Origin of the sequence: Streptomyces sp. NPDC057565 (assembly GCF_042801455.1) — a bacterium.
Lineage (GTDB): Bacteria > Actinomycetota > Actinomycetes > Streptomycetales > Streptomycetaceae > Streptomyces > Streptomyces yanii.
Map to the genome: position 1 here is coordinate 250,324 of NZ_JBHVFU010000002.1, position 13,546 is coordinate 263,869.

The window sequence follows — 13,546 nt, forward strand, 5'->3', positions numbered from 1 at the left end:
CACCCGCAGAGTCCGGTCACTTTGAGCGCGGCGGCAGATCCCGGGGACCGTTCCGCACCGGATCCGGGAGGCGGCGCCGGACAACGCATCTCATACCGCCACGGGTTATGGCCCGCGCTGCTGGCACTGGCGATGGGTCTCTGGGGGATTCGTCGCGAGAACACCATGTGGCGCGACGAGTCGGTGACGTACCAGGTCGCGCACCGGAGCCTCTCCGAGATCTGGCACCTGCTCGGCACCGCCGACGCCGTGCACGGCCTCTACTACTTCTTCATGCATGGGCTGTTCGCCCTGGGCGGCGACGGGCTGCTGCTGCTCCGGCTGCCCTCGGTGGTCGCGACGTCCGTGGCCACCCTGCTCGTGGCATCGACCGGGACCCGCCTGGCGGGTCCGCGTGCCGGACTTCTCGCCGGTCTCTCCTTCGCCCTGATCCCCGTCGTCCAGATGTATGCGCAGGAAGGCCGCTCGTACGCCATGGTGTGCGCGCTGGTCGCCCTCGCCACCTGGCTGCTCGTCGGCGCCGTCGACGATCCCTCGCGTCGGCGCCTGAGTGCGTACGGGGTCACCCTCGCCCTCGCCGGATGGCTCCACGAGTTCGCGATCCTGGCCCTGGTGGCACACGGCCTGACGCTGTATCTGTGGCGTCCGCCCCGCCGGGTGCTGCGGTCCTGGGCGGTGGCGGCCGTGCTTCCCGTGGCCGCGGTGGCTCCCCTGACCCTGTTCTCCCTGAGGCAGTCGGGACAGGTGTCCTGGATCGGGTGGCCGCATCCCGAGGAGTGGCTCGTGATCGCGGCCGTCACCCTCCTCGGTCTGCTCTGCGCGGTGTACGGGACGCGGCAGGCGGGCGTGACCGGCCGGCCGCGCGCTGTCCGCCTGGTGCGGCTGGCCCTCCCGTTGCTGATCCTGCCCACGGCCGCGCTGCTCGTCGCGTCCCTCCACGAGCCCATGTACGTGGACCGCTACGTCCTCTACTCCCAGCTCGCCCTGGGCCTGCTCATCGGATTCGCCGTGGACCGGCTGTGGGCCGCCGCCGGACGGACCGCCCGGCTGGCCGCGCCCCGGCCGCGTGCCGTGGTGTTCGGCATCGCGGCCGCCGGTGTGGCCGTCGCCCTCCTCCCCGTGACGCTTCAGATGCGCACCCCCGACAGCCGCAAGGACAACGTCACCGCCCTCGCCGCCCATGCACGGGCCCTGGCGCCGGACGGCGCCGGCGTGCTCTTCCTGCCGTCACGGCGAAGGGAATGGGCTCTCTCCTACCCGGACGACTTCCGGGGCCTGACCGATCTGGCACTTCTGCGGAGCCCCGGCGCCGACAACACCCTCGAGGGCACCGAGGATTCGGCCGACCGGATCCGGGCTCGCCTGCGCGGCTTCGACCGGGTCGTGGCGCTCAGCGACCCGCCGGGGCAGCCGGAGGACGCGCTGCCGGAGGAGGCGGTCAAGCGGGACGTGCTGCGGACGGAGTTCGTCGTATGCCGCCGGGTGCAGGACAAGGGGGGCCAGGTCACGCTGTATGCGCGGCCCGGCAACTGCTGACCTGCGGCGGCGAAGCGCTCGGCCGGGCGATAGTCTGGTGCGAGCAGGGACTGGTGACGGTTGCTGCGCGGCGGTGGGGCCCGCCGTACCCGAACCGCGGCAGCAGTGCCGCCAACGGTCCCTACTTGCGGTGGAACGTGCTCGTGTCCGGGCACCCAGCAGGTAGGAGACATGTGCCCATGGGAGCCCAGCAGCCCCGAGCGACACCCGTGACGGAGGGTCCCGACGGCACCGGGCGCGTCGCGCCCGTACCCGGGCAGCGCACCCGGCAGTCGAAGGGGCAGTGGCCCGTCCTCGGCGTCATCGCCCTCGGCGGCGCCGCCGGAGCGACCGCCCGTTACGGGGCATCGCTGATCTGGGTCACCCCGCCGGGCGGCTTCCCCTGGACGACGCTGGTCGTGAACGTCCTCGGGTGCGCGGTGATCGGCGTGTTCATGGTCCTGATCAGCGACGTATGGGCGGCGCACCGGCTGGTGCGCCCGTTCTTCGGCACGGGGGTGCTGGGCGGGTTCACCACGTTCTCCACGTACGCCGCGGACATCGAACGGCTGGTGGACGGCGGCCGGGCCCGTACCGGCATCGCGTATCTCGGGCTGACGCTGCTGGCGGCCCTCGCCGCGGTGTGGAGTGCGGTGTGGGTGACCCGACGCGTGCTGGCGTGGAGGCAGCCATGACGAGCGAGACGGAGCCGACCGGGGCGGCCGAGCGGGGGCTGCGCCTGACGATTCTGGTCGGGGAGTCCGACGTCTGGCACCACCGCCCCGTCTATGCGGAGATCGTGCATCGGGCGCACCGGGCCGGGCTGGCGGGTGCGAGTGCGTTCCGTGGCATCGAGGGGTTCGGCGCCTCGTCGCGGATCCACACCCAGCGACTGCTGTCGCTGAGCGAGGAGCTGCCGGTGGCGGTCGTGATCGTGGACACCGAGGACCGGATCCGCGCGTTCCTGCCGCTCATCGACGAACTGACCGGGGACGGCGTCGTCGTCCTCGACGCGTGCGAAGTCGTCCGCCGCGGCGACCGGGAGGAGGGCCGGTGACCTGGCTGCTCGTGATCGTCGGCGCTGCGATCGGCGCCCCGCTCCGCTATCTGACCGACCGTGCGGTCCAGGCCCGGCACGACACGGTCTTCCCGTGGGGGACGTTCGTGGTGAACGTGGCGGGATCCCTGCTGCTGGGGCTGCTGACCGGCGCGGTGGCGGCCGGTGCCGCCTCGTCGCAGGTGCAGCTGTTCGTCGGTACGGGGCTGTGCGGGGCGCTGACGACGTATTCGACGTTCGGTTACGAGACGCTGCGGCTGGCCGAGGACGGGGCGAAGTTCTACGCGGCGGCCAATGTCGCGGCGAGCGTGGTGGCGGCGCTGGGCGCGGTGTTCACCGGGGTCGCGGTCGCCGACGCACTCTGGCAGTGACACGCAATCACTCTTCCCGTGTACGCCAACGGGTGTGGCGTCGCCCGCATCCCCGCCACCCGCACCGCCGAGCGGCCACGCGTACGGGCGGTCGGCGCGATCCGCCGATGCACGACAGGGCCGGCGACACGCGGATCAGCGAACGAGCGCTGCGGGTGAGGGACTTCATGATTCCTTCGACCCGGCGATCTTCGGGCGGCGGCGAGCGCCGTCAGCGATATCCGGAACCGGAACGGCAGCCGGAACCAGAACGGCTCGGGACTCCGCCGTGGCTGCCGGAGCAGCGGTCGTTCGTGCGAGTTGAGCGGTTCGAGGAGAACCCTTTCTCGATATGGCGCTTATCGAGGAATTCCGCGCGGCAGCGAAGCGGCGCAGGAATCGCAAGAACGGGCCGATGAAATGCGTGGACGAAGAACTGTCCGGTAATCCCGGATACGAAAAGTGAGCCGTGTCCGACACGGTGGATGGTGAACCGTGTCCGTCACGGGGACCGGGCCGGCACACGGGTGCGGGCCCGGAAAAAGCAACGAGCTGGGGCCCGCACCCGAAGGTGCGGGCCCCAGCTGTGCAAGTGCGTCTCAGCGCGTCAGGCGCCGGAGCGTCTGCAGGATCACGCGGGGGTGATGTTCTCCGCCTGCGGGCCCTTCTGGCCCTGCGTGACGTCGAAGTTCACCTTCTGGCCCTCCTGCAGCTCACGGAAGCCACTCGCGACGATGTTCGAGTAGTGGGCGAAGACGTCAGCGCCGCCACCGTCCTGCTCGATGAAGCCGAAGCCCTTTTCCGCGTTGAACCACTTGACGGTGCCAGTAGCCATGTTTTATCTCCTTCTGGGGCAGTGCCCGGGGACCCGCACTGTGCCGGCCCCGCGTCGCCGCAATGATTACCCCGTCCGGAATGATGATGCCGGAAATACATAAGCGCGCCCATCAGCCGATGGTGGCGACAAGAGCACTTGGAGTTTCGGGAACCACAACTGCAACTGACATCCACGGTAGCACGGTGCAAGCGACCGCGCGCGGCGCGTAATTACACTCCGTCCGAAACGTCATAAACTCTCATCGCGCATTGCATAGAATTCTGTGCTTGCGACAACAGATATGGAGCCCGGCACGGAGCCCCGGCGCCGGGGCCCGGCCTCAGGACCCCGAACCCGCCACCGGCCGGCGCAGCTCCGCGTTGAGGCGCAGGGCCTCTTCGAGCTGGTCCTCCAGGATGACGATGCGACAGGCGGCCTCGATCGGCGTGCCACCGTCGACGAGTTCGCGGGCACGGGCGGCAATGCGCAACTGGTAGCGGGAGTAGCGGCGGTGGCCGCCCTCGGACCGCAGGGGCGTGATCAGGCGCGCTTCGCCGATCGCCCGGAGGAAACCGGGCGTGGCTCCGATCATCTCCGCAGCTCGGCCCATGGTGTACGCGGGGTAGTCGTCGTCATCGAGCCGGTCGGCAGCATGCGGAGGGGTTCCTGGGGGCACTTGCACCTCTTCCGGGCCCGCGACGAGAAGCGACCGAAGGTTTCTCTGACGTCGTTGACCGAAAAAGAAACTCTCATGGTGCGAGCCATCATCTCTATGGTAGCCGCGACAGATTTCCCGGACCGGACAGCGGAGATTACGCGTCGCACCCGAACATGGGTGCGATCCTGGCGCGCGCGGTGGACACACTGACCAGCCGGTCAGTTGATGACGGCGTGATCAATGGTCATAATGTACGAGTAGCCCTTCACGCATCCCCCGTCGTGAAGGGCTACGACTCGTTGCGGCCCCGAACGGGCGGACGCGCGGGCGCACGACGACTTCACGGGCAAGGGACTCCCCTCGTGGTCCCTTGCCCATGTTTTTTCGAGTTAACAGTGACGTAGAGTGTTTACGCAAGCCCACTCCTGACAGCGGAGCAGGATGTTCCGCTATGTCTCGGCCGCCTCCCCACGCCGCGGCCCCCTCATCCGGGTTGGTTACAGTACGAGCCCGTTGACCGGATCCAGGCAGGCGCAGCGTCTCAGGGGCGCGCGTACCGGCGGACGTGAACGTGGGGGCCCCGATGGACAACGGAGAAGAGAGCGCGCCGGAGCTGCGGACGCTGCAGCAGAAGGTCGAATACATGGTGGAGGAGACCTTCCCGGGCCAGAAGATCTCCGGGCGGGTCTTCGCGGACCTGGTCAGGGAACGCGGTGGCTCGCTGTCGCACAGCTACTTTTCCAACATCCTCGCCGGGAAGGTCACCCAGCCGTCCGAGGACATCCTCAAGGCCCTCGGACTGGGCTTCGGCGTCGACTGGCGCTTCTTCAAGGAGGAGTCCGAGGTCGTCGACGACGTCGTCGCCGGACTGCGGTTCCTCGCCAAGCGGCGTACCGGGGAGATCAGCGGGCTCGCCGGACGCGGCCTGGCCGACGACGGTCTGCCGCCGGAACTGCTGCAGTTCGCGCTCTCGCTCCTGGAGGACTCGAAGAACCGGCCCGGCGCCCCCGCCGACGGCGAGGGCAGCGGTTCCGCCACCGACGGCCCTTCGGCGCAGTAGGCCGCCGTGTCCCTGCGCAAGCTGCGGAAGGAGTGCGAGGCCGGGCTCGCCGACCTCCCCATCCCCGCACCGTTCTCGGTCGCCGGCCTGGTGGCCAACATGGAGGCGGCCCGCGGCCGCACCATCGTGCTGCACGAAATGCCCGACCGGCTGGCGCGCGTCAATGCCGCCTGCGGTCTGCGCCTCGCCTCCGGCTCGACCAGCTTCGTGCTCTACCGGCGGCGCCCGACCGCGTACCAGACCCAGCACGTCATCCTGCACGAGCTGTGCCACGAGTGGTTCGACCACGGCACCTCGCTCGACGCGAACCAGCTCCAGCGGCTGCTGCCCGTCTTCGACACGTCCCTGATCTCCCGGGTCGTGGACTCCGGCGTCGCCGACGCACTGCGCGCGGGCGACTCCACCGTCCAGGCCCGCGCCCAGTACGACACGCACGACGAGCGGATCGCCGAGTTCGGCGCCTCGCTCATCCCCCGCATGGCCAGGGACGTGACCAGCGACGACATGGTGGGACGCCTCGCCAATTCGCTGTCGCGCCCGGTCGCGCACCGCCGCCGCGGACTGTTCCGCCGTACGTGACCCCCCTTCCCCCCATCCAGAGGAATCCCGACGTGACCCCGCTCGACCTCGCCGGCTATCTCATAGCCGTCCTGATGACGGCTGTCGCCGTGTGGCGCATGCCGGCCGCCCTGTGGGGCGACGAGGAGGACAAGCGTCGCCGCGCCCTGTGGGGCTGCTACGCCGGATTCGCCGCCGCCCTGTGGACCAAGACCCAGGTGGTGCGGATCGGGCTCAACGACAGCCCGGTCACCGACCTCTCGGTTCTGATCAAGCACTACACGGCGACGATCGCGATCCTGGCGATCCTCAGCTACATCGTCGCCATCTACGGCCAGTACCCCGACGCCGGTGACATCCCGCGGCACGTCCGGTTCGCCCGGGCGGTCCAGCAGGTGGCGGCCAAGGCGTCCGTCGCCACGCTGATCCTGCTGACGGTGCTCTTCTTCACCGTCGTCGACCGTTCCGTGCCGTCGGACCGCTTCGTCGCCGACCATGCGGGCCAGTGGGGCGCCACGCTGTACATGAGCGTGTTCTACCTCTACCTCGGCGCCGCGTCCGCGGTCTGCGCCTACCAGTGGGCGCTGGCCACCGCCGGTGCCGGGCTGCGCCATCTGCGGGTGGGGCTCGCGATGATGACGTTCGCGATGTTCATCGGGGTCGCCTACACGGTCAGCCGCACCCTGTTCCTGTGGGTCAGCGTCGTCGACCAGCCGAGCGCCGCCTTCGCGCTGGAGTTCGACGAGGTCACCGAGGCCGCGCAGGTGGTGCTGTTCGCCTTCTTCGCGGTCGGCGCTTCCGTCCCCGCCCTCAGCAAGGGGCGGCGCCGGGCGAAGCTGTGGCGGGCCCAGACCCGGCTGCACGCGCTCTGGTACGAGTTGATGACGGCGTTCCCCGACCAGCCGTTCGAGCCCCCGGCCTCGCTGCGCCGCGAACTGACCCGGTTCGACACCCCCGCGGATCTCCGGATCGACCGGTGGGCCGCCGATATCGCGGACGCGGTCGAGAAGTTGCGCCACTACGTACCGGACAGCCTGCTCCCGGCCGCCGCGACAGCTGCCGCGGCCGACAGCCCTGCCCCCGAGAAGGCCGGTCCGCTCGCCGACGCGTACTGGATCAAGGCCGCCCTCACCGCGATGAACACCGGTGCTCCCGCCGGGAGCGCCGCGGCGGTCGGCACCCAGCACGCCACCGACCAGGACGGCGAGGTGGCGTGGCTGGTGCAGGTGGCGACGGCCTACCGGACCGTCACCGAGGACCGGGCCCGGGACATATTGGCGGCTTCGGCGGCCATGGAGAGGACGGCATGACGACGACCACCGGTTCGGCCACCGGCTCCGACACGACGACCTCGACCGCCCGCGCGGTCACGGACGCGCTGCAGCCCCGCAACCTCCTGCTGGCCGGCATGCTCGCCATCGGGCTGGCCGCCGCCGGCCACTGGACCGGTCTGCTGTGGGGCCTGCTCGGCGCCCTGTGCGCCGGGATCGTCCCGGCCGGATACATCGAGTGGGAGCGGGGGCGCGGCACCTGGGGCGACCGGCATGTCGTCGACCGTACGAAGCGCGCACCGATCTTCCTCGTCATCCTCGGCTCGATCGGTGCGGGCTCGGTCGTCATGGTCCTCGGGCACGCGCCCACCGGAATCCTGGTGGCGATGCTGGCACTGTGGGCGATGACGGTCGTGCTGCTGGCCGTCAACACCGTCTGGAAGATCTCGGTGGACGCGTCGGTCGCCTCGGCGGTCGTCGCGCTGCTGGCCGCGGTCCACTCGCCGTGGTGGCTGCTCGGGTACGCAATGACGGCCGCCGTGTGCTGGTCACGGGTGGCGCTCGGGTACCACAGCGTCGCCCAGACGGTGGCGGGCTCGGCGCTGGGTGCGGGGACGGCGGCCGCGTTCCTGCTCGTCTGACGGCCACTCGGTTCCGCCGCCGCGCACTGCGCCTGCACGACGCCGTCTCGCGTTTCCGGACCCCGACCCCGGTCCTGGACACCGACGCCCCGCGCTTCGCCACCGTGATGTCCCGGCCCGCCGCCGCCCGTTCGGTCTGACGATTCCGTGACGTGCCCGCACGGCGCCGGGCATGAGCCGGTGCCGCGACCTAGCGTGACGGACATGCGTGTACTGCTCACCGGCGGAGCCGGTTTCATCGGGGGACACATCGCCGGGGCACTGGCGGCGCGGAGACACGAGGTGGTGGTGTTCGACGCGCTGCTGGAATCGGCGCACGGCGTGGGCGCCGCAGGCGGCCGGGACGGGCTGATCCTTGCCGATGTCCGGGACCGGGCGGCGGTGGCCGATGCGCTGCGGGGCGTCGACGCGGTCTGCCATCAGGCCGCGATGGTCGGTCTGGGCAAGGACTTCGCGGACGCCCCGGAGTACGTCGGCTGCAACGACCTCGGGACCGCCGTCCTGCTGGCGGAGATGGCCGCGGCCGGTGTGCGGAATCTGGTGCTCGCCGGGTCGATGGTCGTCTACGGCGAGGGGCGGTACGACTGCCCCCGGCACGGGTGGATCCGGCCCGGGCCGCGGGCCGTGGACGATCTGGCGGCAGGCCGGTTCGAGCCGCGCTGCCCGGACTGCGGGGCGGAGCTGACGCCGGGGCTGGTGGGCGAGGACGCGCCCACCGACCCGCGCAATGTGTACGCGGCGACGAAGCTCGCCCAGGAACATCTGGCCGCCGCGTGGGCGCGGGCGACGGGCGGCCGGGCGGTGGCCCTGCGCTACCACAACGTGTACGGGCCGGGGATGCCGCGCGACACCCCGTACGCGGGGGTCGCCTCCTTCTTCCGCTCCTCGCTGGAGCGGGGCGAGGCGCCGCAGGTCTTCGAGGACGGCGGTCAGCGGCGGGACTTCGTCCATGTACGGGATGTGGCGGCCGCGAACGCGGTGGCGCTGGAGGCCGTGGGAGGACGCGGGGCGGGAAGTTTCGCCGCGTACAACACGGGGAGCGGGGAGCCGCACACGATCGGCGAGATGGCGGCGGCGCTGGCGTCCGCGCACGGTGGTCCGGCCCCGGAGATCACCGGCGGGTACCGGCTCGGCGACGTACGCCATGTGACGGCGGACTCGCGACGGCTGAGGGAGGAACTGGGCTGGCGCCCGGAGGTGGGGTTCGCGGAGGGGATGGAGGAGTTCGCCGGGGCGGCGTTGAGAGGGGCGGTCGCTACCGGTTGACCGGCGGCCGCTTCGGCTCCGGACGGCCCGGCCGGCGTGCCACCGGAAGCGTGACCTCGAAGCAGCAGCCGCCCCTCACATTACGGACCTCCGCCCGGCCCTCGTGCGCCTCCACGATCCCCCGCACGATGGCCAGCCCCAGCCCCGCCCCCGCCGGAGGCGTACGCGCGTGGCTGCCGCGCCAGCCCGTGTCGAAGACCCGCGGCAGATCCTCCTCGGGGATGCCTCCGCAGCCGTCCGTCACCGACAGCACCACCGTGCCGTCTGCGTGCTGCGCGGCCACCGCGACCGTGCCGTCGGCCGGGGTGCGGCGGATCGCGTTGATCAGAAGGTTGCCCAGGACCCGGCTCATCTCCTTGCTGTCGACCTCCACCGGCACCGGGTCGATCCGGTCGCCGACCAGCCGGACCCCGTGCTCCCGCGCCAGCGGGTCCGCCCCTGCGAGGGCGTCGCCGACCAGGTCGTACACGGAGATGCGGGCGGGGGTCAGGGTGAGCGATCCGGCGTGGATCCGGGAGAGTTCGAAGAGGTCGCCGACCATGTCGTTCATCCGCTCCACCTCGGTCCGTATCTGCCGCAGGTAGCGGCCGGAGTCGGCGGCCATGCCGTCCTCCAGCGCCTCGGACATGGCCCGCAGCCCGGCGAGCGGTGTCCTCAGATCGTGCGATATCCAGGCGACGAGTTCGCGACGCGAGGTCTCCAGTGCGCGTTCGCGCTCCCGGGAGCTGTCGAGCTTGGCGCTGGTGGCCGCCAGTTCCCTGGCCAGGGAGGCGAGTTCGGCGGTCGCCTGTTCCTCGGGGGCGGCGAACGTACCGCCGTCGCCGAACGAACGGGCCGCGAGCGTCAGATCCCTGCTTCTGGCCGCCACCCAGCGTCCCAGCAGCACCGCGGTGCCGAGGGACACCACGGCGGCCATCGCGACGACGGTCGTGACGACGGCCAGGTCGTGCGGCGACAGGAACATCGCCCAGGCGACCGCGAGGGTCCCGGCGAGCATCGCGGTCACTGCGACGGCGGCGACGACGGTCAGCGACACCACGAGCGAACGGTGCCGGAACAGCCGCAGGACCAGCGCGCCGAGCAGCCCGGCTGCCGCGGCGCCCAGGAAAGCGAGGAGGGTGATGAGGAGAAGGTCGGTCATGAGCCGTCCGCCGCGCCCCCGGCCGTCGTCCCTTCGGCCGCCGTCCCCCCGGTCAGGTCCAGGCGGTAGCCCACACCCCACACCGTCTGGATGAGCCTCGGACGGCCCGGATCCGTCTCGGCCTTGCCCCGCAGCCGCCGCACATGGACCGTCACCGTCGACAGGTCACCGAAGTCCCAGCCCCAGACCTCCCGCATCAGCTCCTCCCGGGTGAACACCTGGCCGGGGTGGCGCAGAAAGAACGCGAGCAGGTCGAACTCCCGCAAGGTCAGGGACAGTTCATGACCGTCACGGGTCGCGCGACGGGCCGCCGGGTCGAGACGGAGTCCGGCGCCCTCCAGCGGGGACCGGGCAGAGCCCGCGGCGGGCGGCGCGGACCGTCGCAGCACGGAGTCGACGCGCAGCACGAGCTCACGCGGACTGAACGGCTTGGTGACGTAGTCGTCCGCGCCCGTCTCCAGGCCCAGAATGCGGTCGTCCTCATCCCCGCGCGCCGTCAGCATGATGACCGGCACCGGTCCGTGCGCCCGCATCCGGCGGCAGACCTCGAAGCCGTCCATGCCGGGCAGCATCAGATCGAGGACGACCAGGTCGGGCCGGCGCCCGGCGAAGCACTCCAGCGCCGACGGACCGTCACCGGCCCGCCGGACGTCGTAACCCGCCCGGTCCAGATAGCCGACGACCACCTCGGCGACCGTCGGATCGTCGTCGACGACGAGGACATGGCCGCGCGGCCCGCCGGGGGCGGGTCCGGGACCCGGGGGGGCCGGGATGTTCTCCATACGGTCACCTTGGCATCCCGGCCACCGGGTCGGGCACTCGGCGGTCCGCCGAAGGGTCGACGTCCGTCTTCCGTAAGAACCTGAAGCCCGAAATGCCGGTTTTCGCTCCGTAGTGTGAGCGGGGTGACCGACTCCTACTCCGCCCGCTCCCCCCACGCCGACGTGGTCCTCCCCTGTCTGGACGAGGCCGCCGCGCTGCCCCGGGTGCTGGGCCGAATCCCGGACGGCTGGCGCGCCGTCGTCGTCGACAACGGCTCCACCGACGGATCGGCGGAGCTCGCCCGCTCGCTCGGGGCGACCGTCGTACATGAGCCGCGACGCGGCTTCGGCGCCGCGTGCCAAGCCGGACTGCTCGCCGCCGAGGCGGAGTTCGTCTGCTTCTGCGACTGCGACGGTTCCCTCGACCCGGGTCTGCTGCCCGGCTTCGTACGCCGGATCGCCGGCGGCGAGACCGATCTGCTGCTGGGGCGCCGCCGCCCCGAGGGCCGTGGCGCGTGGCCGCTGCACGCCCGTGCCGGGAATCTGGCGCTGGCCCGGATGGTGCGCCGCCGGACGGGGCTGCGCCTGCACGACCTCGGCCCGATGCGGGCGGGGCGCCGGGCGGACCTGCTGGCTCTGGAACTCACCGACCGGCGCAGCGGCTACCCGCTGGAGATGGTGGTGCGTGCGTCGGACGCCGGGCTGCGGGTCTCCGAGACCGATGTCCCGTACCTGCCGCGTACGGGCAGGTCCAAGGTGACCGGCACCTGGCGGGGGACCTGGCATGCGGTGAGGGACATGCGCGCGGTCCTGCACAGGCCGCCGGAACGGACGACCGCGGGGACGGCCCGGCGGGAGGCGTCCCGATGAGCGTGCCCGGACCGACCACCCTCCTCGTCATCGCCAAGGAACCGCTGCCGGGACTCGTCAAAACCCGGCTCACCCCGCCGTTCACCCCCGCCGAGGCGGCGCAGCTCGCCGAGGCAGCGCTCCGGGACACGCTGCGTACGATGCTCTCGCTGCCCGCCCGACGGCGCGTACTCGTGCTCGACGGGCGGCCGGGGCCCTGGCTGCCGGCCGGCGTCGACGTGGTGGCGCAGAGCTCCGGCGGACTCGACGAGCGGCTCGCGGCGGCGTTCGCCGGCTGTACCGGTCCGGCCCTGCTCATCGGCATGGACACTCCGCAGATCACCGCCGCCCATCTGGCCCCCGCGCTCTCCCCGGACGCCTGGGACGACTGCGACGCCTGGTTCGGCCCCGCCGACGACGGCGGTTTCTGGGCACTCGGCCTGGCCGCCCCCGACCCGGCCCTGGTGCGCGGCGTGCCCATGTCCGTCCCGCAGACCGGTGCGGTCCAGCGGCGGCGTCTCGTCGATGCCGGACTGACCGTGCGCGATCTGCCGCGGCTGCGGGACGTGGACACCGCGGCGGACGCCGCGCACGTCGTCGCCGCCGCACCGCAGGGTGAGTTCGCCGCTGCGCTGGCCCGGCTGACCGCGGCGGCGGCCCGATGAGCGGTACGGTTCCGGACCGCGGCGCCACGAGCACGGCAGGTTCCGAACAAGAGGGCCTCGCCCCGTGGTCCACCGGCCCCTACGCCGATGCGCTGCGCAACGGTCACGGCCCGCTCTTCCTCCGTCGTACGGACGGCTGGCTGCTGCCCCTGGACGTCGAGCGCTGGTGTGCGGAGGCCGACGCCGCCGACCTGTCGGCGCTGCGCCGCTGCGAAGGGCCGGTCCTCGACATCGGGTGCGGTCCCGGCCGCCTCGTCGCGGAACTGGCCTCCCGCGGCCATCGCGCTCTCGGCATCGACGTCAGCGCCGCCGCCGTCGCCCACACGCTCCGGATCGGCGGCTCGGCGCTGCACCGTTCCGTCTTCGACCCGCTTCCCGGCGAGGGCCGTTGGGGCACCGTGCTGCTGATCGACGGCAACATCGGCATCGGCGGCGACCCGCACGGTCTCCTGCTGCGCACCGCGGACCTCCTCGCCCCCGGCGGTCTCCTCATCGCGGAGACGTCGCCGCTGGACATCGACGAACGGGTCCAGGTCCGGTTGTACGACGGTCGCCTCGCACGGGAAGGGGCCGGCGAGGAGGACCGGGCCGCCCCCGGGGGCGAGCTCTTCCCCTGGGCCCGGATCGGCACCCCGGCCCTGCTCCGGTACGCGCAGCCGAACGCCTGGCGGGCCGTCGATCAGTGGGTGGCGGACGGCCGCCCCTTCCTCGCCCTGCGCCGCACCCGGAGGGTCCGGACGCCCAGCCAGAACGCCGACACCGCGAACAACGCCGCCGTGATCAGCAGCCAGTTCCCGAGGAACACATCGGGGGAGAGCCCGCTCGCCGGCTTGTAATGGGTCGCGTGCCTGCTGATCAGCGGGAACCACATCAGCAGGAGCAGCCCGGAGAGAAAGGCGGGCACGCGGACGAAGTTGACCAGCCCGGAGCCCGGTCC

Annotated in this window: 16 protein-coding genes; 12 read left to right on the plus strand and 4 right to left on the minus strand. The window is 71.8% G+C overall.

Annotated features, from left to right (window positions below; translation table 11 throughout):
- Positions 1–132: 132 nt before the first annotated feature.
- From ACFU8W_RS05165 to crcB (ACFU8W_RS05180), 4 genes are all read left to right on the plus strand, one after another.
- On the plus strand, positions 133–1,536 hold the full coding sequence (locus ACFU8W_RS05165) for a glycosyltransferase family 39 protein (protein ID WP_384032409.1): 1,404 nt from the start codon (positions 133–135) through the stop codon (positions 1,534–1,536).
- Between the two features lie 179 nt (positions 1,537–1,715).
- Positions 1,716–2,210 (plus strand): fluoride efflux transporter CrcB, encoded by a 495-nt coding sequence (gene crcB / locus ACFU8W_RS05170; protein ID WP_384032411.1) that lies wholly within the window; start codon positions 1,716–1,718, stop codon positions 2,208–2,210.
- Positions 2,207–2,572, plus strand: coding sequence for a DUF190 domain-containing protein (locus ACFU8W_RS05175; RefSeq protein WP_345517315.1), 366 nt, complete (start codon positions 2,207–2,209; stop codon positions 2,570–2,572). The genes crcB (ACFU8W_RS05170) and ACFU8W_RS05175 overlap by 4 nt, the downstream gene beginning before the upstream one ends.
- Positions 2,569–2,943, plus strand: coding sequence for a fluoride efflux transporter CrcB (crcB, locus tag ACFU8W_RS05180; protein WP_384032413.1), 375 nt, complete (start codon positions 2,569–2,571; stop codon positions 2,941–2,943). The genes ACFU8W_RS05175 and crcB (ACFU8W_RS05180) overlap by 4 nt, the downstream gene beginning before the upstream one ends.
- A gap of 610 nt (positions 2,944–3,553) precedes the next feature.
- Here crcB (ACFU8W_RS05180) and ACFU8W_RS05185 read toward each other — a convergent pair.
- A complete protein-coding gene (locus tag ACFU8W_RS05185; RefSeq protein ID WP_345517313.1) occupies positions 3,554–3,757 on the minus strand; it encodes a cold-shock protein in 204 nt (67 codons plus the stop codon).
- 322 nt (positions 3,758–4,079) lie between these two features.
- Positions 4,080–4,415, minus strand: coding sequence for a MerR family transcriptional regulator (locus tag ACFU8W_RS05190; protein WP_384032415.1), 336 nt, complete (start codon positions 4,413–4,415; stop codon positions 4,080–4,082).
- Between the two features lie 565 nt (positions 4,416–4,980).
- Between ACFU8W_RS05190 and ACFU8W_RS05195 the strand changes: the two genes are divergently transcribed.
- From ACFU8W_RS05195 to ACFU8W_RS05215, 5 genes are all read left to right on the plus strand, one after another.
- Positions 4,981–5,457: a hypothetical protein gene (locus ACFU8W_RS05195; protein WP_345517311.1), complete on the plus strand. Its 477-nt coding sequence runs from the start codon at positions 4,981–4,983 to the stop codon at positions 5,455–5,457.
- Positions 5,458–5,463: 6 nt separating this feature from the next.
- Complete coding sequence (locus tag ACFU8W_RS05200; RefSeq protein ID WP_384032417.1) at positions 5,464–6,036, plus strand: toxin; 573 nt, start codon at positions 5,464–5,466, stop codon at positions 6,034–6,036.
- Positions 6,037–6,068: 32 nt separating this feature from the next.
- Positions 6,069–7,325, plus strand: a complete 1,257-nt coding sequence (locus ACFU8W_RS05205; protein ID WP_384032419.1) for an MAB_1171c family putative transporter — start codon at positions 6,069–6,071, stop codon at positions 7,323–7,325.
- Positions 7,322–7,927, plus strand: a complete 606-nt coding sequence (locus tag ACFU8W_RS05210; protein WP_384032421.1) for a hypothetical protein — start codon at positions 7,322–7,324, stop codon at positions 7,925–7,927. Before ACFU8W_RS05205 ends, ACFU8W_RS05210 begins: the two co-directional genes overlap by 4 nt.
- A gap of 204 nt (positions 7,928–8,131) precedes the next feature.
- Positions 8,132–9,193 carry an NAD-dependent epimerase/dehydratase family protein gene (locus ACFU8W_RS05215; protein WP_384032423.1) on the plus strand — a complete coding sequence of 354 codons (1,062 nt, stop codon included), beginning with the start codon at positions 8,132–8,134 and terminating at the stop codon, positions 9,191–9,193.
- Here the strand turns inward: ACFU8W_RS05215 and ACFU8W_RS05220 are convergent.
- Both ACFU8W_RS05220 and ACFU8W_RS05225 read right to left on the minus strand, forming a co-directional pair.
- Positions 9,183–10,334 (minus strand): sensor histidine kinase, encoded by a 1,152-nt coding sequence (locus tag ACFU8W_RS05220; RefSeq protein ID WP_384032425.1) that lies wholly within the window; start codon positions 10,332–10,334, stop codon positions 9,183–9,185. The genes ACFU8W_RS05215 and ACFU8W_RS05220 overlap by 11 nt on opposite strands.
- The gene (locus ACFU8W_RS05225) at positions 10,331–11,116 is read right to left on the minus strand and encodes a response regulator (RefSeq protein WP_384032427.1); all 786 of its coding nucleotides are present in this window, start codon (positions 11,114–11,116) and stop codon (positions 10,331–10,333) included. The genes ACFU8W_RS05220 and ACFU8W_RS05225 overlap by 4 nt, the downstream gene beginning before the upstream one ends.
- 114 nt (positions 11,117–11,230) lie before the next feature.
- On the opposite strand from ACFU8W_RS05225, the gene ACFU8W_RS05230 reads away from it, so the two are divergent.
- The 3 genes from ACFU8W_RS05230 to ACFU8W_RS05240 are packed head-to-tail and all read left to right on the plus strand — an operon-like array spanning position 11,231 to position 13,445.
- Complete coding sequence (locus ACFU8W_RS05230) at positions 11,231–11,965, plus strand: glycosyltransferase family 2 protein (RefSeq protein ID WP_384032429.1); 735 nt, start codon at positions 11,231–11,233, stop codon at positions 11,963–11,965.
- Positions 11,962–12,609, plus strand: a complete 648-nt coding sequence (locus tag ACFU8W_RS05235; RefSeq protein ID WP_384032431.1) for a DUF2064 domain-containing protein — start codon at positions 11,962–11,964, stop codon at positions 12,607–12,609. Before ACFU8W_RS05230 ends, ACFU8W_RS05235 begins: the two co-directional genes overlap by 4 nt.
- Positions 12,606–13,445, plus strand: a complete 840-nt coding sequence (locus ACFU8W_RS05240; RefSeq protein ID WP_384032432.1) for a class I SAM-dependent methyltransferase — start codon at positions 12,606–12,608, stop codon at positions 13,443–13,445. Before ACFU8W_RS05235 ends, ACFU8W_RS05240 begins: the two co-directional genes overlap by 4 nt.
- Positions 13,446–13,546: the final 101 nt, after the last annotated feature.

Bases quoted from the DNA above. Each gene is read 5' to 3' on its own strand.
- ACFU8W_RS05165 (WP_384032409.1), top strand. From the start codon at position 133: ATGGGTCTCTGGGGGATTCGTCGCGAGAACACCATGTGGCGCGACGAG.
- ACFU8W_RS05225 (WP_384032427.1), bottom strand. From the start codon at position 11,116: ATGGAGAACATCCCGGCCCCCCCGGGTCCCGGACCCGCCCCCGGCGGG.
- ACFU8W_RS05235 (WP_384032431.1), top strand. From the start codon at position 11,962: ATGAGCGTGCCCGGACCGACCACCCTCCTCGTCATCGCCAAGGAACCG.
- ACFU8W_RS05220 (WP_384032425.1), bottom strand. From the start codon at position 10,334: ATGACCGACCTTCTCCTCATCACCCTCCTCGCTTTCCTGGGCGCCGCG.
- ACFU8W_RS05210 (WP_384032421.1), top strand. From the start codon at position 7,322: ATGACGACGACCACCGGTTCGGCCACCGGCTCCGACACGACGACCTCG.
- crcB (WP_384032411.1), top strand. From the start codon at position 1,716: ATGGGAGCCCAGCAGCCCCGAGCGACACCCGTGACGGAGGGTCCCGAC.
- ACFU8W_RS05215 (WP_384032423.1), top strand. From the start codon at position 8,132: ATGCGTGTACTGCTCACCGGCGGAGCCGGTTTCATCGGGGGACACATC.
- ACFU8W_RS05185 (WP_345517313.1), bottom strand. From the start codon at position 3,757: ATGGCTACTGGCACCGTCAAGTGGTTCAACGCGGAAAAGGGCTTCGGC.
- ACFU8W_RS05240 (WP_384032432.1), top strand. From the start codon at position 12,606: ATGAGCGGTACGGTTCCGGACCGCGGCGCCACGAGCACGGCAGGTTCC.
- ACFU8W_RS05195 (WP_345517311.1), top strand. From the start codon at position 4,981: ATGGACAACGGAGAAGAGAGCGCGCCGGAGCTGCGGACGCTGCAGCAG.
- ACFU8W_RS05175 (WP_345517315.1), top strand. From the start codon at position 2,207: ATGACGAGCGAGACGGAGCCGACCGGGGCGGCCGAGCGGGGGCTGCGC.